We start from the raw sequence: 21,386 nt of genomic DNA, 5'->3' as shown, positions 1-21,386 counted from the left end.
CCAACGGGGCTACAAGGCGGGCGCGGCGGTGGCCCGGGATGCAGACCGGAACCATACCGCGCAAGCCCTTCGCAGACCGTAAGCAACCAGGTACCGGCCATGATCACAGCCTACCTGCCGCAAGGCTCTTTGCTGCAAAAGATCGACCTGACTCCGGCCGATGTCCTGCCGGAAGGCGTGGTGTGGCTTGATCTCGTCGAGCCGACGCCGGCTGAGGAAAAGGCTGTCGAAGCCCTGCTCGGGCTTGAGATGCCGACCCGCGAGGAGATGCAGGAGATCGAAATCTCCAGCCGCCTCTACCGCGAGGCCGATATCAGCTACATGACGGCGAACGTGCTCTACCATGCCGAGACGCCGCTGCCGCAGACCACGGCGATCACCTTCATCCGCTCGCATCGCGCGCTGGTGACCTTGCGCTACGCCGATCCGCAGGCTTTCCGTTCCTTCATCACCCGTGCCATGCGCACGCCCTCGATGTGCGCCACGCCCGATATCGCGCTCTGCGGCCTGCTCGACTCGATCATCGACCGCGCCGCCGACGTGCTGGAATGGGCCGGCCGCGACCTCGATCAGCTTTCGCGCTCGATCTTCGGCTACCGCGCCGATGGCACCCGCGACGAGCCCGATGATGCCGATCTGGAAGATGCGATCCGCAACCTGGGCCGCATCGAGGATCTGAACAGCCGCATCCGCGACAGCCTCACCACGCTGAACCGCCTGATCGCTTTCCTCAACCTGTCGCTCACCGAGCAGCGCGGCACCAAGGAAAGCCGCCAGTGGCTCAAGACCATCGCGCGCGACGTGCAGTCGCTCACCGAGCAATCCGGCTTCCTGGCGCATAAGGGCAATTTCCTGCTCGATGCCACGCTCGGCCTGATCAACATCCAGCAGACCAAGATCATCAAGATCTTCTCGGTGGCCGCCACCGTGTTCCTGCCGCCGACGCTGATTGCCAGCATCTACGGCATGAATTTCCGCAACCTGCCGGAACTGGACTGGAGCTTCGGCTATCCGATGGCCATCGTGATGATGATCGCCTCGGCGGCTTTGCCCTATTGGTGGTTCAAGCGGAAGGGCTGGTTGTGAACAGGGGCTGGCTATGAACCAGGGTGGCTCCATGATGGCGCAGCGCGACCTCTGGCTGGCGATGCGCCGGGGCTGGTTCTGCCGCTGCCCGCAATGCGGCCAGGGCCGGATGTTTGGCAGCTATCTGAAAGTCATCGAGAGCTGCGGCGCCTGCGGCCTGCGCCTGGATGGCCAGCGCGCCGATGACGCGCCGCCCTATTTCACCATTCTGATCGTGGCGCATATCATCGTGCCGCTGATGCTGATGCTGGAACAGAAGGCGCAGCCGCCGGAATGGCTGCACATGGTGCTGTGGCTGCCGCTCACCCTGATCCTGTCGCTGTGGCTGCTGCCGCGCATCAAAGGCGCGCTGATCGGCCTGCAATATGCCCGCCGCATGCACGGCTTCGGCAGCGAACCGTTCTGACCATCCGACAGATCGTCACTCTCGCGCAAGCGAGAGTCCCATTTTATCTTTTTATATAAATGGGATCCCCGCTTTCGCGGGGATGACATCCTGCAAAGAAATGGCCCGCCTGAAGCGGGCCATTACACAAAGGTGTTTGCTGCGCGCCCAGCCCGCGTCAGCGGGCGTTATAAGCAGCCAGCGCGGCGAGGTTGACGATGTCGCTCAAGCTTGCGCCCATCTGCGCAATCTGCACCGGCTTTTCCAGGCCGACCAGCAGCGGGCCGATCACGGTGCCGCCGCCGAGTTCCTGCAGCAGCTGCGCCGAGATCAGCGCCGAATGCAGGCCGGGCATGATCAGCACATTGGCCGGGCCGGAAAGCCGGCAGAACGGATAGATCTTCTGCAGGTCCGGGTTCAGCGCCACGGCAGCCGACATTTCGCCATCGTATTCGAAATTCACCTCGCTGCCGCCCGACCGCATCTGGTCCAGCGCCATCACCGCCTGGCGCACCACATCCACCACGCCGCCCGGGGCGTTGCCGAAATTGGAATGCGAGAGCAGCGCAACGCGCGGCTCATGGCCCATCTTGCGTGCCACTTCGGCGGCCTGGATGGCGATCTGGCTCAGATCCTGCGAGCCGGGCAGTTCGGTCACCGAGGTATCGGCGATGAACACGGTACGGCCCTTGGCCAGGATGATGGAGATGCCGACCACGCGCTGGCCGCGTGCCGGATCGATGGCCCAGCGCACGCCTTCATAGGAGACGCTGTAGGTGCGGGTGACGCCGGTGACCATGGCATCGGCATGGCCCATGGCGACCATGCAGGCGCCGAACACGTTGCGGTCCAGGTTCACCAGGCGCTGCACATCGCGATGCAGGGCGCCGCGCCGCTGATGGCGCTTGTAGAGGAAATCGGTATAGGCCTCGTTATGGGTCGAGACGCGCGCATTGCTGATCTCGATGCCATCCAGGTTGCTGAGCCCGATTTCCTTCATGGTCGCGGCGATGCGCTCGCTGCGGCCGATCAGGATCGGCGTGCCGAAGCCGGCATCGCGGAAGGCGAGCGCGGCGCGGATCACGGTTTCTTCCTCGCCCTCGGCGAACACCACGCGCTTAGGGTTGGCGGCCACCTGATCCATGAAGATCTGCAGGCTGCCGGCAGTGGGATCGAGGCGGGCGCGAAGCTGGTTGCGGTAGGCGCCCCAATCGGCGATCGGCTTGCGCGCCACGCCGCTGGCCACGGCGGCCTTGGCAACGGCGAGCGGGATTTCCACGATCAGGCGCGGATCGAACGGCGAGGGGATGATGTAGTTCGGGCCGTATTTCGGCCGCGCGCCCTTGTAGGCCGCGGCCACTTCATCGGGCACGTCCTCACGCGCCAGCTTGGCGATGGCCTCGGCCGCCGCGATCTTCATCGCATCGTTGATGGTGCGGGCGCGCACGTCCAGCGCGCCACGGAAGATATAGGGGAAGCCGAGAACGTTGTTGACCTGGTTGGCATAGTCCGAGCGGCCGGTCGCCATGATGGCGTCGGCGCGGGTGGCGGCGGCTTCCTCCGGGGTGATTTCCGGGTCCGGGTTGGCCATGGCGAAGATGATCGGATTGGCCGCCATGCTGCGCAGCATGTCCGGCGTCAGCGCGCCTTTCACCGAGAGGCCGAAGAAGATGTCGGAGCCTTTCACCGCATCGGCCAGGCTGCGCGCATCGGTCTTCACCGCATGGGCAGATTTCCACTGGTTCATGCCATCGGTGCGGCCCTGGTAGACCACGCCCTTGGTGTCGCAGAGGATCACGTTCTCGTTGGCCATGCCCATGGCCTTCATCAGCTCGGTGCAGGCGATGCCGGCGGCGCCGGCGCCGTTCACTACCATCTTCGCAGTCTTGATGTCGCGGCCCGTCAGATGCAGCGCGTTAATCAGGCCGGCGGCGGCGATGATCGCGGTGCCATGCTGGTCGTCATGGAAGATCGGAATATCCATCAGCTCGCGCAGGCGCTGCTCGATCACGAAGCATTCCGGCGCCTTGATGTCTTCCAGGTTGATGCCGCCGAAGCTGGGGCCGAGATAGCGCACGGCATTGACGAAGGCGTCGACTTCCTCGGTATCGACTTCGAGGTCGATGGAATCGACATCGGCGAAGCGCTTGAACAATACCGACTTGCCTTCCATCACCGGCTTGCCGGCAAGCGCGCCGAGATTGCCAAGGCCCAGCACGGCGGTACCGTTGGAAATCACCGCCACCATGTTACCACGGGTGGTGTAGTCATAAGCAGTGTCGGGATTCTCGGCGATGGCGAGGCAGGGCGCGGCAACACCGGGAGAATAGGCCAGGCTCAAATCGCGCGTCGTCGCCATCGGCTTGGTCGGCACGATTTCCAGCTTGCCCGGCTGGCCCACTTTGTGAAATTCCAGCGCGGCCTCGTAGAGGCTGTTGGTTTTGCTCTCGCTCATCCCGGTTTATCCGTCCCTAGACTCTGGAAATTGGCTCCTGTAACAGGCCATATTAGGCACTCGCCGCCAGCCGTGAAAGAGCCATAGCGCCAAAGATGATGCGCCGATCCGATGGGTAAGCCCGACCAGTCCGACAATCCAGCAGCCAGCCCCCTGATGGCCCAATATCTGGGCATCAAGGCGCAAAACCCCGACTCGCTGCTGTTCTATCGCATGGGTGACTTCTACGAGTTGTTCTTCGACGACGCGGTGACCGCTGCCCGCGCGCTGGATATCGCATTGACCAAGCGTGGGCTGCATGAGGGACAGGATATCCCGATGTGCGGCGTGCCGGTGCATGCGGCGGAAGCTTACCTCTCCCGTCTGATACGTCAGGGCCACCGCGTCGCGGTCTGCGAACAGCTCGAAGATCCCGCAGAAGCGAAGAAGCGTGGTTCCAAGTCGGTGGTGAAGCGCGATGTGGTGCGCACCGTCACGCCCGGCACCATCACGGAAGACGCGCTGCTCGATGCCCGCGCCAACAATTACCTCGCCTCGCTGACCCAGAGCGGCGGCGAAAGCGGCCCGCTTGGCCTTGCCTGGCTCGATATATCCACCGGCGAATTCGGCGTGGCGGAAAGCAGTGCGGCGATGCTCGGCGCCGATCTGGCGCGGCTGCGGCCGCGCGAATTGCTGCTCGCCGATACGCTGCTCGGGCGGCCTGCCCTGCGTGCCGCCCTGGATGGCATGGAAGCGGCCCTGACGCCGCTGCCAGCCGCGCGCTTCGATTCCGGTGCCGGCGAGCGCCGTCTCAAGGCCGCCTTCGGCGTTGCAGCATTGGATGCCTTCGGTTCCTTCGCACGCGCGGAATGTGCCGCTGCCGGCGCGCTGCTGGATTATGTCGAACTGACCCAGCGCGGCAAGCTGCCGGCCCTGCGTCCGCCGGCCCGCCAGTCGATGGCCAGCCTGATGGCGATCGATGCCGCGACGCGGCGCAACCTCGAACTGGTCGAAACCCTCTCAGGCAATCGCGATGGTTCGCTGCTCGCCACCATTGATGAGACCCTGACCGGCGCCGGTGCGCGGCTGCTGGCGCTGCGATTGCAGGCACCGCTCACCGATGCGGCCGCCATCAACCGGCGCCTCGATGCCACCGGCTATCTGCTGGAAGGCGAGCGGCTGCGCGAGGATTTGCGGGCCGCCTTGCGCAAGGTGCCCGATCTGGCGCGCGCGCTCTCACGGCTCTCGCTGGGCCGTGGCGGCCCGCGCGATCTGGCTGCCTTGCGCGATGGCTTGGATCAGGCCGGTGCGATGCAGCGCCGCCTGCGCGCCGAAGCGGCACTGCCGCCGGAACTGGGTGGATTGGCGGAAGCCCTTGGCCATCATGCCGCCCTGGTGCAAGTATTGACCGAGGCTTTGGGGCCGGAATTGCCGATGCAGGCGCGCGATGGCGGCTTCGTTGCCGCCGGGCATCGCGCCGATCTGGATGAACTGCGCCTGTTGCGCGATGAAAGCCGCCGCCATATCGCAGCCTTGCAGGATCGCTATGCCAGCGAGACCGGCATTGCCGGCCTGAAGATCCGGCATAACAACGTGCTCGGCTATTACATCGAGATCACGCCGCGCTATGCCGACAAGATGGGGCAGCATTTCATCCACCGCCAGACCATGGCAAACGCGGTGCGTTACAGCACGCCGGAACTCGGCGAACTGGAAAGCCGCATCTCGCAGGCGGCAGACCGCGCACTGGCGCTGGAGCTGGAGGTATTCGACGGCCTGGTGCAGCGCAGCCTGGGCGATGCCATGGCGATCAGCCAGGCCGCCGAGGCTTTGGCTGCCCTGGACATGACGGCTGCCCTGGCCGAACTCAGCATGCGCCAGCGCTGGGTGCGTGCCGTGGTCGATGACAGCCTGGATTTCCATATCGAGGCCGGGCGGCATCCGGTGGTGGAGATGGCGCTAAGCCGCCGTGGCGAGGGCGAGCGTTTTGTTGCCAATGATTGCGACCTCTCCGACGGTCATCGCCTGTGGCTGCTCACCGGCCCGAACATGGCGGGTAAAAGCACCTTCCTGCGCCAGAACGCACTGATCGCCATTCTGGCGCAGATGGGCAGCTTCGTGCCGGCAGCAAAAGCGCGCATCGGCATCGTGGACCGGCTGTTCAGCCGCGTCGGTGCCGCTGATGATCTGGCGCGCGGACGCAGTACTTTCATGGTCGAGATGGTGGAGACCGCCGCCATCCTGCATCAATCAGGGCCGCGCGCCCTGGTGATCCTGGATGAAATCGGGCGCGGCACGGCCACGTTTGACGGCCTCTCGATTGCCTGGGCGGTGGTGGAATACCTGCATGAGAAAAGCCGCTGCCGCGGCCTGTTCGCGACGCATTACCACGAACTGACGCAGCTCGCCGGCAAGCTGCCGCAGCTTGAGAATCATACCCTCAAAGTGAAGGAATGGCAGGGCGACCTGGTCTTCCTGCATGAAGTCGGCGCTGGTGCCGCCGACCGTTCCTATGGCATCCAGGTGGCGAAACTCGCTGGCCTGCCGCAGGCGGTGCTCGGTCGCGCCTCCGAGGTGTTGCAGCATCTCGAAGCGCAGGAGGGCGGCGGTGCGGCGGCGGCGCGCAAACTCGCCGATGACCTGCCGCTGTTCAATCTGGCGCGTCCGGCGCCGGTGGCGGCGAAGGAGTCGGAAGTCGAGGCGGCGCTGAAGGTTGCCGATCTCGATTCACTCAGTCCGCGCCAGGCCCTCGACCTGCTGTTCGAGCTGAAGGGGAAGCTGTCGTAACCCTTCTCCGTCATGCCCGCGAAGGCGAGCATCTATCTGTTGTTTTCGTCACCCTCGCGCCAGCCCTTCGGGCCTGTGCGCCCACGAACGCCTTTGGCGTTCGCGCGCTTACAGAGGGCCCCATTGCATTAACAAAATGGGATACCCGCTTTCGCGGGTATGACAAGGTTAAGGGCTGGTCCTCACCGCGCGACGCGCGCGGTTCTGGCCTGAGAGTTACCGCGCCACTCGTGCGGCGCGGCTTCTTACCGCGCGACGCGCGCGGCCCTGGCGATGCGCAGCAGGGCGTCGCCGGTCACGGCTTCCGAAGGGATGCCAGTGCTCTTAGCCTGCAATTCGGCATCGGTGAGGATTTCCAGCGCGCGCATCAGCCGTTCCGGCGACCACAGCCGCAGCTGCCGCACGAAGGCATCCTCGCGTTTCCAGAACACACCGAGCGTCTTGGCGAGGAATTTTGGATCGCCGCCACCATTACCCATGCGGCTCAGGCCCAGATGCAGGCGCTGGGCATGTTTCTGCGTCACGCGCAGGATGGCGACCGGCGACTCGCCTGCCATCTCGCTCTGCGCCAGGGCTTCCGCCAGGGCCGGGATGTCGCCACCGAAGGCCGCGAAGGCGGCATCGTCGAGATTGCCGGCGGAGGAATCGCCGATACAGGCCTCGGCATCTTCCAGGGTGATCGGCCCGGCTTCGTCGCCCTTGTAGAGCAGCAGCTTGTTGATCTCGCCGCGCGTCACCATGCGGTCGCTGCCGAGATTGTCGCGCAGGTATTCCAGCGCGTCGTCGTCGACGCGTTTGCCCGCTTCCTGCAACATCGAACGGATGACACCGAGCAGTGCATTGGCATCATCGGCATAGCAGGCGATGGCGGCGGCGGTCGGTGCCGTCTCGAAGGCGGTGCGCAGGGATGAACGCCCCGCCAGTTCACCAGCCTCCACCACCACCAGGGCGTCGCCCGGCGGATCGCTGAGGAAATCGGCGAACAGCTTGGCCAGCTTGTCGCCAACACCGCTGATCAGCACCACGCGGCGGCCACCCATGAGGGACAGCGCGGCGGCCTCGTCGGCCAGCCGAGCCGGATCCTCGCCCAGCTGCTGCGCGGTGATATTGGCAACACGGAAAGCATCGGAGAGATCGGGCACCACGGTCTGCGCCAGCGCCTTGGCACGTTCATGCACCAGGCCGGTATCGGGGCCGAAAAACAGGGCGGCACGCAGGGCCGCCGGTGGTTTGCGCAGGAAGCCTTCAACCTCGCCCGGCTTCAATTTCATGGCGTCAGCCTGGTTGCTGCTGCGCCTGCTTCTGGCGGCGGCTGAAATAATTGCCGAGCACGATGCGCAGCTGCTCGGCATTATCGCGCGCGGCGCGGCTGCGTGCATCGCGCTCGCTCACCAGGTTGGCATAATCGGCGCGCACCAGGTTGTAGGAAACCAGGCTGCTCACCTGGCCCTGATACAGCACCGTGCCGGTGCGGTAATCGAGCAGGCGGTACAGCGTTTGCAGGTTGAGATTGTTGCGCGTCACTTCATCGGTGCGCGTCACCAGCACGCTCGATACTGTCTCGGTGACTTTCAGTTCCAGGCGGTAGAGCGGCTGCTGCGGCACGCCCAGCGGCGTCACCATGTCTAGCAGATGGTTGCGCACCTGCTGCGTCACCCGGTCTTCCGGCTGGCCAAAGACGATCTGGGAGAATTCCTGCACCGTCACATCGCCATCCTGGCGGCCATAGAGCGGCTTGAAGCCGCAGCCAGCCAGGCCCGGCGCCAGCGCCAGGAGCATGAGGGCGAGGAATATCCGCCTAGACCACCACATTCACGATCCGGTTCGGCACCACGATGATCTTGCGCACCGGCTTGCCTTCCAGCGCGCGCTGCACATTGTCGTTGGCCAGCGCCAGCTGCTCCAGCGCCGCCTTGTCCATGTCGCGGTCCACTTCCAGCGTGGCGCGCAGCTTGCCGGAAACCTGCACCGCGATGGTCACGGTTTCATCGCGCGCCAGGGCGGCATCGGCAATGGGCCAGGCCTGATCAACCACCAGGCCGGCGTTGCCTAGGCCCTGCCAGATTTCCTCGGCCAGATGCGGCACCATCGGCGCGATCAGGCAGCACAGCGCCTCCAGCGCCTCGCGGCGCGCGGCGGCGGAAGCCGCATCGGCAGCGCGGTGCGCCTCCAGCGTGTTGACGAATTCATGCACGCGGGCCACGGCCTTGTTGTAGTGGAACTGCTCCAGGTCCTGGGTCAGCGCGGCAATGGTCTTGTGCAGAGCGCGGCGCAACTCAAGCGCCTCCGCGCTCCACTCGGCGGGGGCCGGCGTGCCGGCGGCGGCAATCGCCGCCTTCGGCTCGGCCACCAGGCGGTAGAGCCGCTGGGTGAAGCGCCAGGCGCCTTCGGCACCGGCCTCGGTCCATTCCAGATCGCGTTCCGGCGGGCTGTCGGAGAGCATGAACCAGCGCGCGGTATCAGCGCCGTAGGTCTCGATGATCAGGCCGGGGTCGATCACGTTCTTCTTCGACTTCGACATCTTCTCGACACGGCCGACCGTCACCGGCGCGCCGGTCTGCACATGCACGAAGCTCTCGCCGTCCTTCTTCACATCGGTCGGGAACAGCCAGGCGCCGGCGGCATCGCGGTAGGTCTCGTGGCACACCATGCCCTGGGTGAACAGGCCCTCGAAGGGTTCTGCGACCTTGAGATGCCCGGTATCGCGCAGCGCCCGGGTGAAGAAGCGGGAATAGAGCAGATGCAGGATGGCATGCTCGATGCCGCCGATATACTGGTCCACCGGCAGCCAGTAATCCACCGCGTCGCGGTTCATCGGCTGATCGTCGCGGGCCGAGCAGAAGCGGGCGAAATACCACGAACTGTCGACGAAGGTGTCGCAGGTATCGGTCTCGCGCCGCGCCGGCTTGCCGCAGCTCGGGCAGTTCACATGCTTCCAGGTCGGATGATGATCCAGCGGATTGCCGGGCGTGTCGAAGGTGACATCGTCGGGCAGCACCACGGGAAGCTGCTCCGCCGGCACCGGCACCACGCCGCAGGCATCGCAATGGATCATCGGGATCGGGCAACCCCAGTAACGCTGGCGGCTCACGCCCCAGTCGCGCAGGCGGTAGGTGACGGTGCCTTCGCCGGCTTTCAATTCTTCCAGCCTGGCAATCGCGGCGCGCTTGGCTTCCGCAACCCCCAGGCCATCCAGGAAGCCGGAATTGATCGCCACCGTGTTATCGGTGTCGGTATAGGCTTCGGTGCCGATCTCCTGCGCAGTCTTACCTTTCGGCGCCACCACGGCCTTCACCGGCAAGGCATATTTGCGGGCGAAATCGAGATCGCGCTGGTCATGCGCCGGGCAGCCGAACACGGCGCCGGTGCCATATTCCATCAGCACGAAATTGGCCACATAGACCGGCAGGCGCCAATTCGGATCGAACGGATGCACGGCTTCCAGCGGCGTGCGGTGGCCCTTCTTCTCGGCCTTCTCAAGCTCGGCTTCCGCCGTGCCGGTCTGGCGGCATTCCTCGATGAAGGCGGCGAGAGCCGGATCGTTCGCGGCCGCTTCCGCCGCCAGCGGATGATCCGCCGAGATGGCGACAAAGCTGGCGCCGAACAACGTGTCGGGGCGCGTTGAGTAGACGTCGATCTTGTCGGCTCGGCCGGCCAGCGCGAAGGAGAAACGCGCACCTTCCGATTTGCCGATCCAGTTCTGCTGCATCACGCGCACGCGCTCGGGCCAGCGGTCCAGCGTCTGCAACGCCGCCAGCAGGTCGTCGGCATATTCGGTGATCTTGAAGAACCATTGGGACAGCTTGCGGCGCTCGACAATGGCGCCAGAGCGCCAGCCGCGGCCATCGATCACCTGCTCGTTGGCGAGCACCGTGTGATCCACCGGATCCCAGTTGACGAAACTTTCCTTGCGATAGGCGAGGCCGGCCTTGTAGAGGTCGAGGAACAGTTTCTGCTGGTGCTGGTAATAGCCGGGATGGCAGGTGGCGAGTTCGCAATCCCAATCCAGCGACAGGCCCATGCGCTTCAGTTCGGCGCGCATGTTGGCGATGTTGTCGTAGGTCCAGGCGGCCGGATGCACCTTCTTTTCCTGCGCGGCGTTTTCCGCCGGCAGGCCGAAGGCGTCCCAGCCCATCGGATGCAGCACGTTGAAGCCACGCGCACGCTTGTAGCGCGCCACCACATCGCCCAGCGTGTAGTTGCGCACATGGCCCATATGGATGCGTCCCGATGGATAGGGAAACATCTCCAGCACATAGTATTTCGGGCGGGAACGATCAGCCTGGGCGCGGAAGGAGCCTCGGGCATCCCATTCCTGCTGCCACTTGGTTTCCACCACCTTGGCGTTGTAGCGCGACATCACTCAAAACCGTCTGTCAGAAGATTAAGTATCACACGCGAGTGGCGCGTCAGCGCCGGGCTTCGGCATCCACGCGCAGTTCGCGGGCGCGCTGCAGGATGGCGTTTTCCATGCTCACATTGGTTTCCGATGCGGTGGCCTGGTCAGACCAGTTCTCGCCCTGGCGCACCTGGCGGAACACGCTGACGCGGATGCCATCGGCGCGCAGCGCGCGGTCCAGGATGTAGATCGTCACCTTGAAGCGTTCGTTCGGCGTCTGCGGCGCGGCATACCAGTCGGTGATGATCACGCCGCCGAACGGATCGGCAGAGGCCAGCGGCATGAAGGAGATGGTGTCGAGCGAAGCGCGCCACAGGAAGCTGTTGACGCCGATACCGCTGCCGCCGCCGCCTTCCTCGGGCTTCTTGCCGCCGGACGAGAACAGGCCGCCGGAGCCGAAAATCGTCTGGCGCTCGCCGGTCGGGTTCGGGTTCACGGTGCCGTCCGGGCCTTTTTCCGGGTAGGGCGCGTAATCGCCGCTGCCGCCGCAGGCCGCAAGGCCCAGGGTCAGGCCCAGCGTCAGGCCCAGGGCGAGCAGCGTGGCCCGCGGCTTAGGCAGGGAAAACAGGCGATACCAGGTCATGAACGCGATCCTCCCGCGGGGCGCTCCCGGGCTTCCGGGGGCGTCATCGGAGCCCATCAGATTAGTAGACAGTTTCACTAGCATACCGGCCTTACCGGCGCCAATCTCCCCAGCCGCAAAATTGGCGGCCAGTAAAATCGGCGGGTGCAAAATTGGCTGGTTCCGGTCCGGCCACTCTGCCGGGGCTTGCAAGAGGCGGCCCTGCTGGGCCACAACCGCCTTCATCATGAGCGAGCAAGCAGCGGATTCCGGCAGTATCGAGGCCCGCATGGCCGAGGCCTGGCGGTTGCAGACCGGTGGCGAGACCGAGGCGGCCATGGCGCTGTATCGTGCCGTGCTGGAGGCCGCCGGTATGGCAGGCCATGCCGGGGCGCAGCTTGGCCTCGGGCAATGCCATATGGAACGCGGCGAGGCTGAACAGGCGCTGCATCACCTGCGCCTAGCGCGCGAACTGGCGCCGCAATCCGGCGCCATCGCGCATCTGGTCGACTCGCTGTCCGGCACCACCACGGAACGCGCCCCGGACGACTATCTGCGCTGGGTTTTCGATGGTCACGCGGCCAGTTTCGACCGCCACCTGGCGGCGCTGAAATACCGCGGCCCCTGGATGATCCAGGCTCTGGCCAAGCGCGCCTGGCAGCCCGATGGCCGCCGCACCATCCTGGACCTCGGCTGCGGCACCGGCCTGAACGGCCCGCTATTCCGGCCCTATGCACGCGGCATTGATGGCATCGATATCGCCCCCGCCATGCTGCAGCAGGCAGCGAAGCGCCAGTATAATGGCCGCCCGGCCTATGACCGGCTCGCGGAAATGGAAATACACACGTTCCTGGAGCAGGTGCCGGCGCGGGTTTACGATGCCATGCTCTCTACGGATGTATTCATCTATATAGGTCGCCTGGAACGTTTTTTTGCCCAGGCCGCGCGGGTACTGTCCCCCGGCGGGGAAGTCCTCGCCACCATTGAACGCGGTTCCCCCGAGGAGCCGGTGCGGCTGATGCCCAGCGGCCGCTACCGCCAGAGCGATGCATACATTGCCGGCCTGGCTGCCCAGCATGGCTTCAGCATCGCCGATACCCTGGAAGCGCCGCTGCGGGTGGAACAGGGCCGGGAAGAGCCGGGCCGGGCCTATCGCCTCGTGCTTGGCGCCTGATTCCATTGGAGTCCCGGCCCTGCCGGCGCCGCCGTGAGGTGAATTGTGGACGATTCGCGGCAAACTGCGCCATTTTTGTCACGCAAAGCGAACCTCTCCTGCTTGTGGCGCACTGCGAAATGCCTATATTATTTGGCGGAAATCAGACATTTAGTTGATTGAATGTGGCCCATCTGCAACACCCATGGCAAAAAGGTGGCGTTGATTGCCACTTTTGTTGACAGGGCGGGGGGCGAAATGGCTTCATCTCGGACGATCAGTTAGCCCAGCCGGGCTGATTGTTCTCTGCTAGTTACTAGCTCTGAAACCTTTATGACCCCGGTGGGAGAGGAAAGAGGAATGAAGAAGACTCTGCTTCTGCAAACCGCGCTCGTGGCCGCTGCTGGCGTGATGCTGGCTGACGCTTCGTTTGCGCAGGTTAAGGCTGAGCCGCTCGGCGTGACCGTTGGCGGCTACATGACCCGCACCTTCAAGGTGCAGGACCGCGACAAGGTGACCGGTTCCAACATGACCGACAAGTCGGCCGCCACCTTCGGCGCGCCGGACGCGGAAATCTGGTTCAGCCTGCGCGCTGTGCTGGACAACGGCCTCCGCATCGGCGGTCGCGTTGAGCTGGAAGGTGCCACTGACGGCGACCAGATCGACGAATCGTATGTGTGGTTCGAAAATGACCTCGGCCGTATCGAGCTTGGCTCGACCGACCGCGTCGCTTCGAAGATGCAGTACTTCTCGCCGAACGCCACCCTGTCCGGCCAGAACACCGGCCAGGTGTCGGAAAATGCCGTCTTCCTCACCCCGGCGAACAACCGCGCTGGTGGTGTGACGATGTGGTTCGCCAACGCGAACAACGACGCTGAAGGCATCAACTTCTACACCTCCTCGAACCGCTACTTCGGTTCGAAGGCTGGCAAGGGCCTGCAGCTCGGCTATTCGTACACCCCGGATGGCTGCCAGGACTACACCAACGGTGCTTTCAATAACGGCACCTATGCCGGCACCACCTGCGACGCTGGCTTCGGCGCCACCAACAATGGCACCACCCGCAACCAGCACACCTTCGCTGGTAACTACCTTGAGTCGTTCGGTGACTTCAACGTCGCTCTGTACGGTGGCTACATCACCAACCGCGCTGAGCCGGCTGCTGCCACTGCTGCCAATGCCGTGCCGCAGCGCGTCACTGGCTGGCAGGCTGGTCTGCAGGTTGGCTACAACCTCGGCGGCGGTTCCAGCGTCACCGTCGGTGGTGGTCTGAAGGACGAAGAAGTGTCGCGTAACAACGCTGGCAACGCCATCGACCGCAAGGCCTATGTCGTTGGCGTCTACTACCTGTCGAACGGCGCTGCGCCGGGCTCGATCGGCGTGGGTGCTGATTACTGGTGGGCTAAGGGTGAAGAAACCAACGCCAACGTCAAGCAGGGCGATGACAAGGCGAAGGTCTTCCAGGTGGGCGTGAGCTACCAGCTCGCCACCGGCATCAAGCTCTACGGCGGCGCCGGTACCTACAAGTACACCGATGGCAACGCTACTGCTGCCAACGAAGCCAAGGCCAACTTCGGCCTGCTGGGTGTGAACCTGGTGTTCTAATCCATCCGCAAGGATTGGTTAGCGGAAAGGGGCAGGGAAACCTGCCCCTTTCTTTTTTTGTCTGCGATTGATGATGACGATCAACTCCGGCTCAGGTGTGACGGTGGTTACGTCCCGGGCGGTCACGGCCCATCGGTTGATCACATTGGTTTGACTATTCTGCCGCCCTATCCAGTTGTTGCGTGATGCCTCCCCCATCATCCCCAGGCATCGTTGGAAGGGATTAGACTGCATGATCAAAAAAGCTCTTTTGCTGCAAACCGCGCTGGTCGCCGCCGCTGGCGTCGTGCTGGCGGATAGCGCCTTCGCACAGGTGAAGGCCGAGCCGCTCGGCGTCACCGTCGGCGGTTACATGACCCGCACCTTCAAGCTGCAGGACCGCGACAAGCAGACCGGCTCGGCCCAGACCGACAAATCGCCAGCCACCTTCGGTGCGCCGAATGCGGAAATCTGGTTCAGCCTGCGTGCCGTGCTGGATAATGGTCTGCGCGTCGGCGGCCGTGTCGAGCTGGAAGGCGCCACCGATGGCGACCAGATCGACGAATCGTATCTCTGGTTTGAAAACGATCTTGGCAAGATCGAGGTGGGTTCCACCGATCGCGTTGCCGCCAAGATGCAGTATTTCTCGCCCAACACCACGCTGCCTGGCCAGGATAACATCTCTACGGCGACCTCCGAAAATGCTGTGTTTGTCGTGCCGGCGGGTAATCGCGCCGGGCCGACGCAGATGTGGTTCTCCAACCATGGCAATGATGCCGAAGGCATCAATATCTACACCTCGTCGAACCGCTATTTCGGTTCCAAGGCCGGCAAGGGCCTGCAGCTCGGCTATTCCTATGTGCCGGATGGCTGCCAGGATTATCAGAACGGCGCTTTCAACAATGGCACCTATAACAATACCGGGCAGACCTGCGATGCCGGTTTCGGCGCCACGACCACGGCCGGCCAGGTGCATAACCAGCATACGGTCGCTGCTAACTACATCGAGAGTTTTGGCGATCTGACGTTGGCGCTCTCGGCGGGTTATGTGAATACCCGCATCGAGTCGCTGGCCGCGGCCAATGGCGGCACGCCAGCCAAGCGATTGGATGGCTGGCAAGCCGGCGCACAGCTCACCTACGCACTCGGCGGCGGCTCCACCATCGGTGCCGGCGGCGGCTACAAGTCGGAAGAATTCACGCCCACCATCGACCGCCGTGCCTGGATCCTTGGCTTCCTCTACACCACCAATGGCAGCCAGCCCGGCTCCATCGGCGTCGGTGGCGATTACTGGCATGCCACGGGCAAGGAAACCGGCTTTGCCGACGACAAGGCTGATATCTATCAACTCGGCGTCAGCTACATGCTGGCCACTGGCATCAAGCTCTATGGCGGCGCTGGCACCTACGAGTTCAAGGATGGCAATGGCACTGCGGCCAACCAGTCGAAGGCCAATTTCGGCGTGCTGGGTGTCAACCTGACCTTCTAAGCCATTCTATCGGCTGAACGGAAAAGGGCGGGTCATCCCGCCCTTTTTTGTTGCCGGATAGAAGATATGGAGCAAAACCGTCATGCCCTGCGGAGGCAGGGCATCCACGCGTTCCTTTTATGCTGGTCAATGAAGCAAAAACGCGTGGATGGCCCGGCTGAACCGGGCCATGACGGCTTTTTGTTTTTATTGCAGGAACAGCTAATCGAGTAGCAGATGCGCCGCCAGCAGGGCGGCGATGATGCCGAGCAGCCAGTGCAGCTTGCGATCCGGCGCCACTGTCGGCGTGGGCGGGCTTTCGCTCTGCGCCGCCAGGATTTCCAGATCACGCAGCAGCTTCGGCAGCCGGCGGAGCGTCGCCACGCCCTCGGCGATGCCATCGCGGATCTGCGCTTCCGGCCCCATGTTGCGGCTGGCCCAGTCGCCCACCACGGGGCGCGAGGCTTCCCAGAAATTCACCTCCGGGTCCAGGCTGCGCGCCACGCCTTCCACCGTCACCATGGTCTTTTGCAGCAGCAGCAGATGCGGCTGCGTGCGCATGCCGAAGGTCTCGGTGATCTGGAACAGCTGCGCCAGCAGCCGGCCGATGGAAATCTCCGCCACCGGCTTGCCCAGGATCGGCTCGCCGATGGAGCGGCAGGCCTGCGCGAACGCCTCCACGGTGCGGCCTGAAGCCGGATCGAGCGGCACATAGCCGGCCTCGATATGCACTTCCGCCGCGCGGCGCCAGTCGCCGGCCAGGAAGGCGCCCAGCATCTCGGCCATGAAGCGCCGGGTACCGAGATCGATGCGGCCCATGATGCCGAAATCGACGAGCTGCAATTTGCCATCGGCGGCCACGAACAGGTTGCCGTGATGCATGTCGGCGTGGAAATAACCGTCGCGCAAAGCTTGGCGCAGGAAGCTCTGGATCACGCGCTCGGCCAGTCGCGGCAGGTCATGGCCGGCGGCGATCAGGGCGTCGCGGTCCTCGATGGGGGTGCCGGTAATGCGTTCCAGCGTCAGCACGCGGCGCGCGGTGCGGTTCCAGTCCGGGCGCGGCACATGCAGGTCCGGGTCGTCGCGGAAATTGTCGGCGATTTCGGAAGCAGCGGCGGCTTCAAGCCGCAGGTCGAGTTCGATGGCCACCTGCTGCGCCACGGTCTCGATCACCGCGCGCGGCCGCAGCCGCTGCATCCCGGGCAGGCAATCCTCGGCCTTGCCGGCCAGCCAGGCGAACAGCGCCAGGTCGCGGGCGAAAGCGGCTTCAACCTGGGGCCGCAGCACCTTCACGGCGACCGGCTGGCCTTCCAGCGTTTCGGCGAAATGCACCTGGGCTACGCTGGCGGCGGCCACCGGCACCGGCTCGAAGCCGATATAAAGCTGCTCCAGCTTTGTCCCGAGTTCGGCTTCGATGGCGGCTTTCGCCTCGCTCCAGGGGAAGGGCGGCAACTTGTCGCGCAGCCGGCCCAGATCCTCCGCCATGGCGCTGCCGACGATATCGGGGCGCACGCTCAGCACCTGGCCGAGCTTGATGAAGCTGGGGCCGAGTTCCGCCATCGCGGCGGCCATGCGCTCGCCCTCGCGCAGATCCGGGCGCCGCCTGCCGAACACGGCCTGGAACAGCGCGGCGGCAGCCTTGATCGCACCGGGGAGCGGCGCCTGCTGCACCGGGAACAGCGCGTCATGCCGCGCCAGGATGCGGCCGATCCCGAACAGACGGCTGAGATGCGTAAACCCTGGCAGCATCAGATGCGCCAGCCCGAATGCATCGCGGCGATGCCACCGGAAACGTCGCGGTATTTCACATTGCCGAAGCCGGCTTCGCGGATCATGGCCGCGAAATCCTCCTGGCTCGGGAAGCGGCGGATGCTTTCCACCAGGTAGCGGTACGAGTCGGCATCCTTGGCCACTAGGTCGCCGATCTTCGGCAGCAGGTTGAAGGAATAGACGTCATAGGCTTTCGCCAGCACCGGATTGCGCACGGCGGAGAATTCCAGGCAGAGGAAGCGGCCGCCCGGCTTCAGCACGCGGTAGGCTTCGCGCAAAGCCTGGTCGATATGGGTGACGTTGCGGATGCCGAAGGCGATGGTATAGGCATCGACGCTGCGGTCGGGCAGCGGCAGGCTTTCCGCGTTCATGCAGATCCAGGACAGGCGGTCGAGTCTGGTCTGGTCGATGGCGCGGCTGCGGCCCTGGTCCAGCATGGCGGCGTTGATATCGGCCACCAGGATATTGGCCTGCGGCGCGCGGTCATGGATGCGGAAGGCGATATCGCCGGTGCCGCCGGCCATGTCCAGCACGGTGATGGCGCCGCGCGGGTCGAGCCAGTCGACCATGGCGTTTTTCCACAGCCGGTGCACGCCTGCCGACATCAGGTCGTTCATCAGGTCGTAGCGCGGCGCCACGCTCTCGAATACCTGGCGCACCAGGCGGACTTTCTCCGCCTCGGGCACCTGGGTGAAGCCGAAATGGGTCTCGTTACTGGGGTCCTGAGCCATGGGCGGACCATAGCCGAAACGGGGCCGGCGCGGTATAGACAGCGGGCGATGCCTGAATTGCCCGAAGTGGAAACCACCCGCCGCGGCCTGGCCATGAAACTGGCCGGGCACAGCATCGCCCGCATCGAGGCACGGCGGCCCGATCTGCGCTTCCCTCTGCCGAAGGATTTCGCCCGCCGCATCCAGGGCCGCAAGGTGCTGGCGCTGGAACGCCGGGCCAAATACATCCTGGTGCAACTGGATGGCGGGCTTACCTGGCTGATCCATCTCGGCATGTCCGGCCGCATGGTGATGCGCCAGGGCTGGCCGAACGATATCGGCCCGCATGACCATGTGATCTTCGCCACCGAAACCGGCTGGGCCGTCACCTTCAACGATGCCCGCCGCTTCGGCATGATGGACCTGATCGAGGCCCCGGAACTCGCCCAGCACAAGCTGCTGAGTGGCATCGGCCCGGAGCCGCTGGACGATGCCTTTACCCCGGCCGTGCTGGCGGCGGCGCTGAAGGGCAAGCGCACGCCGATGAAAGCCGCTTTGCTGGATCAGCGGGTGGTGGCGGGCTTGGGCAATATCTATGTCTCGGAGGCGCTCTACCGCGCCGGCATCCACCCGGAACGGCTGGCCGGTTCGGTGGCGGCCAAGCGGCTCGACCGCCTGGTGCCGGCGATCAAGGCGGTGCTGCTGGAAGCGGTGGAGGCCGGTGGCTCCAGTTTGCGCGATTATGTGCAAACGGATGGGGAACTTGGCTACTTCCAGACCCGCTTCCGGGTCTATGACCGCGAGGACCAGCCCTGCCAGACCTGCAAGCGCCCGGTGCGCCGCATCGTGCAGTCCGGCCGCTCCACCTTTTTCTGCGGCAACTGCCAGAAATAGCCCCTCGCCACGCCGGGGCCGCCTCTTTCCAAATCCGCCCTGAGGTGGCATGGTCCGCCCCATGTTCAGGCCCGGCCAGACCGGTATTTGCGCCCCCATTCGGGGTTGCCCTGACCAGCCTCCTGCCACCACTTGGCGGCATGGCTGGCTGCGCTGACGCACACGAAAATCTAGGGAAGCAGCATGAGCTACGAAATGATCCTGGTGGAAACGCGCGGCCAAGTCGGCCTGATCACGCTGAACCGCCCGCAGGCGCTGAACGCACTCTGCGCCCAGCTCATGGCCGAGATGACCCAGGCCCTGGATGCTTTCGAGGCCGACGCGAATATCGGCTGCATGGTCATCACCGGCTCCGAGAAGGCTTTCGCCGCCGGCGCTGATATCAAGGAAATGAAGTCCAAGACCTACACCGATGTGTATGCCGAGGATTTCATCACCGCCGGCTGGGAGCGCGTGACGCGCTGCCGCAAGCCGGTGATCGCGGCGGTATCGGGCTTCGCGCTCGGCGGCGGCTGCGAATTGGCGATGATGTGCGATTTCATCCTCGCCGCCGATAACGCCAAGTTCGGCCAGCCGGAAATCAATCTCGGCACCATTCCGGGCGCCGGCGGCACTCAGCGCCTCACCCGCTTCGTTGGCAAGTCGAAGGCGATGGAAATGTGCCTCACCGGCCGCATGATGGATGCGGCGGAAGCCGAGCGTTCCGGCTTGGTCAGCCGCGTGGTGCCGAAGGAGCAGCTGCTGGATGAGGCCCTCAAGGCCGCCAGCCGCATCGCCGAATTGTCGCGCCCGGTGGTGATGATCGCCAAGGAAGCGGTGAACCGCGCCTATGAGACCACGCTGACCGAGGGCGTGCGCTTCGAGCGCCGCGTGTTCCACTCGACTTTCGCTTTCGAGGACCAGAAGGAAGGCATGGCCGCCTTCGCCGAGAAGCGCAAGCCGGCCTTCAAGAACCGCTAAAGGCTGATCACGATGGCACCCAAGGCGCGCAAGGGCGTGGAAGCGGCGGAAACGGATGCCTCGGTGGCGTTGCTGCCGGCGGGTCTGCGCGATGTGCTGCCGCCGCGCGCCGATTGGGAGGCTTTCGCCTCGGAAAGCCTGCTCGCCAGTTTCGCCTCGCGCGGCTATGCCCGCGTCAAGCCGCCGCTGATCGAATTCGAGGAAACCCTGCTCGCCGGCTCCGGCCAGGATCTCGCCGGGCAGATGTTCCGCGTCATGGATCCGGTGTCGCAGCGCATGATGGGCCTGCGCAACGATATCACCATGCAGGTGGCGCGCATCGCCGGCAGCCGCCTCAAGCTGGCGCCGCGCCCGCTGCGGCTCGCCTATGCCGGCCAGGTGCTGCGCGTGCGTGGCTCGCAATTGCGGCCCGAGCGGCAATTCGCCCAGGCCGGGTTCGAGCTGATCGGCGCCGCCTCGCTGGCTGCCGATGTGGAAACCGCACTGCTGGCAGCGGAAGCGGTGGCGAAGCTCGGCGTGAAAAACCTCTCGCTCGATATCACCCAGCCTTTGCTGGCGCCGGCAATCACGGCGGCCCATGGCCTGGATGAACGCAAGGCCAAAGCTGCGCGCCGCGCGCTGGACCGCAAGGATTCAGCCGAACTGAAGGCCGTGGCCGGTGCCGCGGCACCCGACCTGCTGAAATTGCTGCCGCTGGCCGGCCCCGCCGATGCGGCGATCAAGGGCCTCAAGGCCATGCAGCTGCCGCCCGAAGCCGCCGCCATCGTTGCCGATCTCGACCGCCTGGTGGCGGAAGTTTCGGCTGCCGCGCCGGACCTGCTGCTGACGCTTGATCCCGGTGAATTCCGTGGCTTCGAGTATCACAGCGGCATCAGCTACACGCTGTTCGCGCGCAATGTGCGCGGCGAACTGGGCCGGGGCGGCCGCTATGTCACGCCGGGCGGCGAAACCGCCACCGGCTTCACGCTGTATCTGGATAGCGTGATGCGCGGCCTGCCGCCGATGCCGCAGAAGCTGCTGCTCTATCTGCCGCATGGCACGCCGCAGGATGTGGCGGCACGCTTGCGCGCCGAAGGCCACAGCACCTGGGCGGCGCTGGAAGCGGAAGGCGATAACGGCGCCAAGGCGGCGAAAGCCGCCAGTTGCAGTCATTGGTGGGACGGCAAGACCGTCCGCGCTGTCTAACAAAAAAAT

General features: G+C 64.8%; 16 protein-coding genes. 9 read left to right on the top strand and 7 right to left on the bottom strand.

Annotated features, from left to right (window positions below; all coding sequences use genetic code 11):
* The first annotated feature begins 99 nt into the window (after nucleotides 1–99).
* Both ACQY7X_RS05705 and ACQY7X_RS05700 read left to right on the top strand, forming a co-directional pair.
* A complete protein-coding gene (locus tag ACQY7X_RS05705) occupies nucleotides 100–1,086 on the top strand; it encodes a magnesium transporter CorA family protein (RefSeq protein WP_428248891.1) in 987 nt (328 codons plus the stop codon).
* A 13-nt stretch (nucleotides 1,087–1,099) separates the two neighbouring features.
* Entirely contained in the window at nucleotides 1,100–1,492 is a 393-nt protein-coding gene (locus tag ACQY7X_RS05700) for a DUF983 domain-containing protein (protein ID WP_428248890.1), read from the top strand.
* Nucleotides 1,493–1,649: 157 nt separating this feature from the next.
* On the opposite strand, the gene ACQY7X_RS05695 is transcribed toward ACQY7X_RS05700, so the two are convergent.
* Nucleotides 1,650–3,926, bottom strand: a complete 2,277-nt coding sequence (locus tag ACQY7X_RS05695) for an NADP-dependent malic enzyme (protein WP_428248889.1) — start codon at nucleotides 3,924–3,926, stop codon at nucleotides 1,650–1,652.
* Between the two features lie 156 nt (nucleotides 3,927–4,082).
* On the opposite strand from ACQY7X_RS05695, the gene mutS reads away from it, so the two are divergent.
* On the top strand, nucleotides 4,083–6,692 hold the full coding sequence (gene mutS / locus ACQY7X_RS05690) for a DNA mismatch repair protein MutS (RefSeq protein ID WP_428248888.1): 2,610 nt from the start codon (nucleotides 4,083–4,085) through the stop codon (nucleotides 6,690–6,692).
* A 245-nt stretch (nucleotides 6,693–6,937) separates the two neighbouring features.
* On the opposite strand, the gene holA is transcribed toward mutS, so the two are convergent.
* Genes holA through ACQY7X_RS05670 form a run of 4 tightly spaced genes read right to left on the bottom strand, consistent with a single transcriptional unit; the run spans nucleotide 6,938 to nucleotide 11,674 of the window.
* Entirely contained in the window at nucleotides 6,938–7,963 is a 1,026-nt protein-coding gene (holA, locus tag ACQY7X_RS05685) for a DNA polymerase III subunit delta (protein ID WP_428248887.1), read from the bottom strand.
* A 4-nt stretch (nucleotides 7,964–7,967) separates the two neighbouring features.
* Nucleotides 7,968–8,471: a hypothetical protein gene (locus ACQY7X_RS05680; RefSeq protein ID WP_428248886.1), complete on the bottom strand. Its 504-nt coding sequence runs from the start codon at nucleotides 8,469–8,471 to the stop codon at nucleotides 7,968–7,970.
* Between the two features lie 19 nt (nucleotides 8,472–8,490).
* Nucleotides 8,491–11,052: a leucine--tRNA ligase gene (gene leuS / locus ACQY7X_RS05675; RefSeq protein WP_428248885.1), complete on the bottom strand. Its 2,562-nt coding sequence runs from the start codon at nucleotides 11,050–11,052 to the stop codon at nucleotides 8,491–8,493.
* A 49-nt stretch (nucleotides 11,053–11,101) separates the two neighbouring features.
* On the bottom strand, nucleotides 11,102–11,674 hold the full coding sequence (locus tag ACQY7X_RS05670) for a DUF3576 domain-containing protein (protein WP_428248884.1): 573 nt from the start codon (nucleotides 11,672–11,674) through the stop codon (nucleotides 11,102–11,104).
* Nucleotides 11,675–11,900: 226 nt separating this feature from the next.
* Here ACQY7X_RS05670 and ACQY7X_RS05665 point away from each other — a divergent pair, with 226 nt between their 5' ends.
* From ACQY7X_RS05665 to ACQY7X_RS05655, 3 genes are all read left to right on the top strand, one after another.
* Nucleotides 11,901–12,827, top strand: coding sequence for a class I SAM-dependent DNA methyltransferase (locus ACQY7X_RS05665; RefSeq protein WP_428248883.1), 927 nt, complete (start codon nucleotides 11,901–11,903; stop codon nucleotides 12,825–12,827).
* 339 nt (nucleotides 12,828–13,166) lie between these two features.
* A complete protein-coding gene (locus ACQY7X_RS05660) occupies nucleotides 13,167–14,411 on the top strand; it encodes a porin (RefSeq protein ID WP_428248882.1) in 1,245 nt (414 codons plus the stop codon).
* Nucleotides 14,412–14,643: 232 nt separating this feature from the next.
* Nucleotides 14,644–15,879: a porin gene (locus tag ACQY7X_RS05655; RefSeq protein ID WP_428248881.1), complete on the top strand. Its 1,236-nt coding sequence runs from the start codon at nucleotides 14,644–14,646 to the stop codon at nucleotides 15,877–15,879.
* A gap of 201 nt (nucleotides 15,880–16,080) precedes the next feature.
* Here the strand turns inward: ACQY7X_RS05655 and ubiB are convergent, their stop codons facing one another.
* Nucleotides 16,081–17,607 carry a 2-polyprenylphenol 6-hydroxylase gene (gene ubiB, locus ACQY7X_RS05650; RefSeq protein ID WP_428248880.1) on the bottom strand — a complete coding sequence of 509 codons (1,527 nt, stop codon included), beginning with the start codon at nucleotides 17,605–17,607 and terminating at the stop codon, nucleotides 16,081–16,083.
* Nucleotides 17,607–18,359 (bottom strand): bifunctional demethylmenaquinone methyltransferase/2-methoxy-6-polyprenyl-1,4-benzoquinol methylase UbiE, encoded by a 753-nt coding sequence (gene ubiE, locus ACQY7X_RS05645; protein ID WP_428248879.1) that lies wholly within the window; start codon nucleotides 18,357–18,359, stop codon nucleotides 17,607–17,609. The genes ubiB and ubiE overlap by 1 nt, the downstream gene beginning before the upstream one ends.
* A gap of 48 nt (nucleotides 18,360–18,407) precedes the next feature.
* Between ubiE and mutM the strand changes: the two genes are divergently transcribed.
* The 3 genes from mutM to ACQY7X_RS05630 all read left to right on the top strand — a co-directional run bounded on the left by mutM (nucleotide 18,408) and on the right by ACQY7X_RS05630 (nucleotide 21,377).
* Nucleotides 18,408–19,232, top strand: a complete 825-nt coding sequence (mutM, locus tag ACQY7X_RS05640; RefSeq protein ID WP_428248878.1) for a bifunctional DNA-formamidopyrimidine glycosylase/DNA-(apurinic or apyrimidinic site) lyase — start codon at nucleotides 18,408–18,410, stop codon at nucleotides 19,230–19,232.
* 183 nt (nucleotides 19,233–19,415) lie between these two features.
* Nucleotides 19,416–20,192, top strand: a complete 777-nt coding sequence (locus ACQY7X_RS05635; protein WP_428248877.1) for an enoyl-CoA hydratase — start codon at nucleotides 19,416–19,418, stop codon at nucleotides 20,190–20,192.
* A gap of 12 nt (nucleotides 20,193–20,204) precedes the next feature.
* A complete protein-coding gene (locus ACQY7X_RS05630) occupies nucleotides 20,205–21,377 on the top strand; it encodes an ATP phosphoribosyltransferase regulatory subunit (RefSeq protein WP_428248876.1) in 1,173 nt (390 codons plus the stop codon).
* Nucleotides 21,378–21,386 lie beyond the last annotated feature (9 nt).

It is taken from the genome of Ferrovibrio sp., from assembly GCF_965278975.1.
Taxonomy (GTDB): Bacteria; Pseudomonadota; Alphaproteobacteria; order Ferrovibrionales; family Ferrovibrionaceae; genus Ferrovibrio.
Note: the sequence above shows the minus strand (reverse complement) of the source record. Positions and strands in the feature narration are given on the sequence as shown.

Coding starts and splice junctions, on each gene's coding strand:
- ACQY7X_RS05705 (WP_428248891.1), top strand. CDS start 100: ATGATCACAGCCTACCTGCCGCAAGGCTCTTTGCTGCAAAAGATCGAC.
- ACQY7X_RS05700 (WP_428248890.1), top strand. CDS start 1,100: ATGAACCAGGGTGGCTCCATGATGGCGCAGCGCGACCTCTGGCTGGCG.
- ACQY7X_RS05695 (WP_428248889.1), bottom strand. CDS start 3,926: ATGAGCGAGAGCAAAACCAACAGCCTCTACGAGGCCGCGCTGGAATTT.
- mutS (WP_428248888.1), top strand. CDS start 4,083: ATGGCCCAATATCTGGGCATCAAGGCGCAAAACCCCGACTCGCTGCTG.
- holA (WP_428248887.1), bottom strand. CDS start 7,963: ATGAAATTGAAGCCGGGCGAGGTTGAAGGCTTCCTGCGCAAACCACCG.
- ACQY7X_RS05680 (WP_428248886.1), bottom strand. CDS start 8,471: ATGCTCCTGGCGCTGGCGCCGGGCCTGGCTGGCTGCGGCTTCAAGCCG.
- leuS (WP_428248885.1), bottom strand. CDS start 11,052: ATGTCGCGCTACAACGCCAAGGTGGTGGAAACCAAGTGGCAGCAGGAA.
- ACQY7X_RS05670 (WP_428248884.1), bottom strand. CDS start 11,674: ATGACCTGGTATCGCCTGTTTTCCCTGCCTAAGCCGCGGGCCACGCTG.
- ACQY7X_RS05665 (WP_428248883.1), top strand. CDS start 11,901: ATGAGCGAGCAAGCAGCGGATTCCGGCAGTATCGAGGCCCGCATGGCC.
- ACQY7X_RS05660 (WP_428248882.1), top strand. CDS start 13,167: ATGAAGAAGACTCTGCTTCTGCAAACCGCGCTCGTGGCCGCTGCTGGC.
- ACQY7X_RS05655 (WP_428248881.1), top strand. CDS start 14,644: ATGATCAAAAAAGCTCTTTTGCTGCAAACCGCGCTGGTCGCCGCCGCT.
- ubiB (WP_428248880.1), bottom strand. CDS start 17,607: ATGCTGCCAGGGTTTACGCATCTCAGCCGTCTGTTCGGGATCGGCCGC.
- ubiE (WP_428248879.1), bottom strand. CDS start 18,359: ATGGCTCAGGACCCCAGTAACGAGACCCATTTCGGCTTCACCCAGGTG.
- mutM (WP_428248878.1), top strand. CDS start 18,408: ATGCCTGAATTGCCCGAAGTGGAAACCACCCGCCGCGGCCTGGCCATG.
- ACQY7X_RS05635 (WP_428248877.1), top strand. CDS start 19,416: ATGAGCTACGAAATGATCCTGGTGGAAACGCGCGGCCAAGTCGGCCTG.
- ACQY7X_RS05630 (WP_428248876.1), top strand. CDS start 20,205: ATGGCACCCAAGGCGCGCAAGGGCGTGGAAGCGGCGGAAACGGATGCC.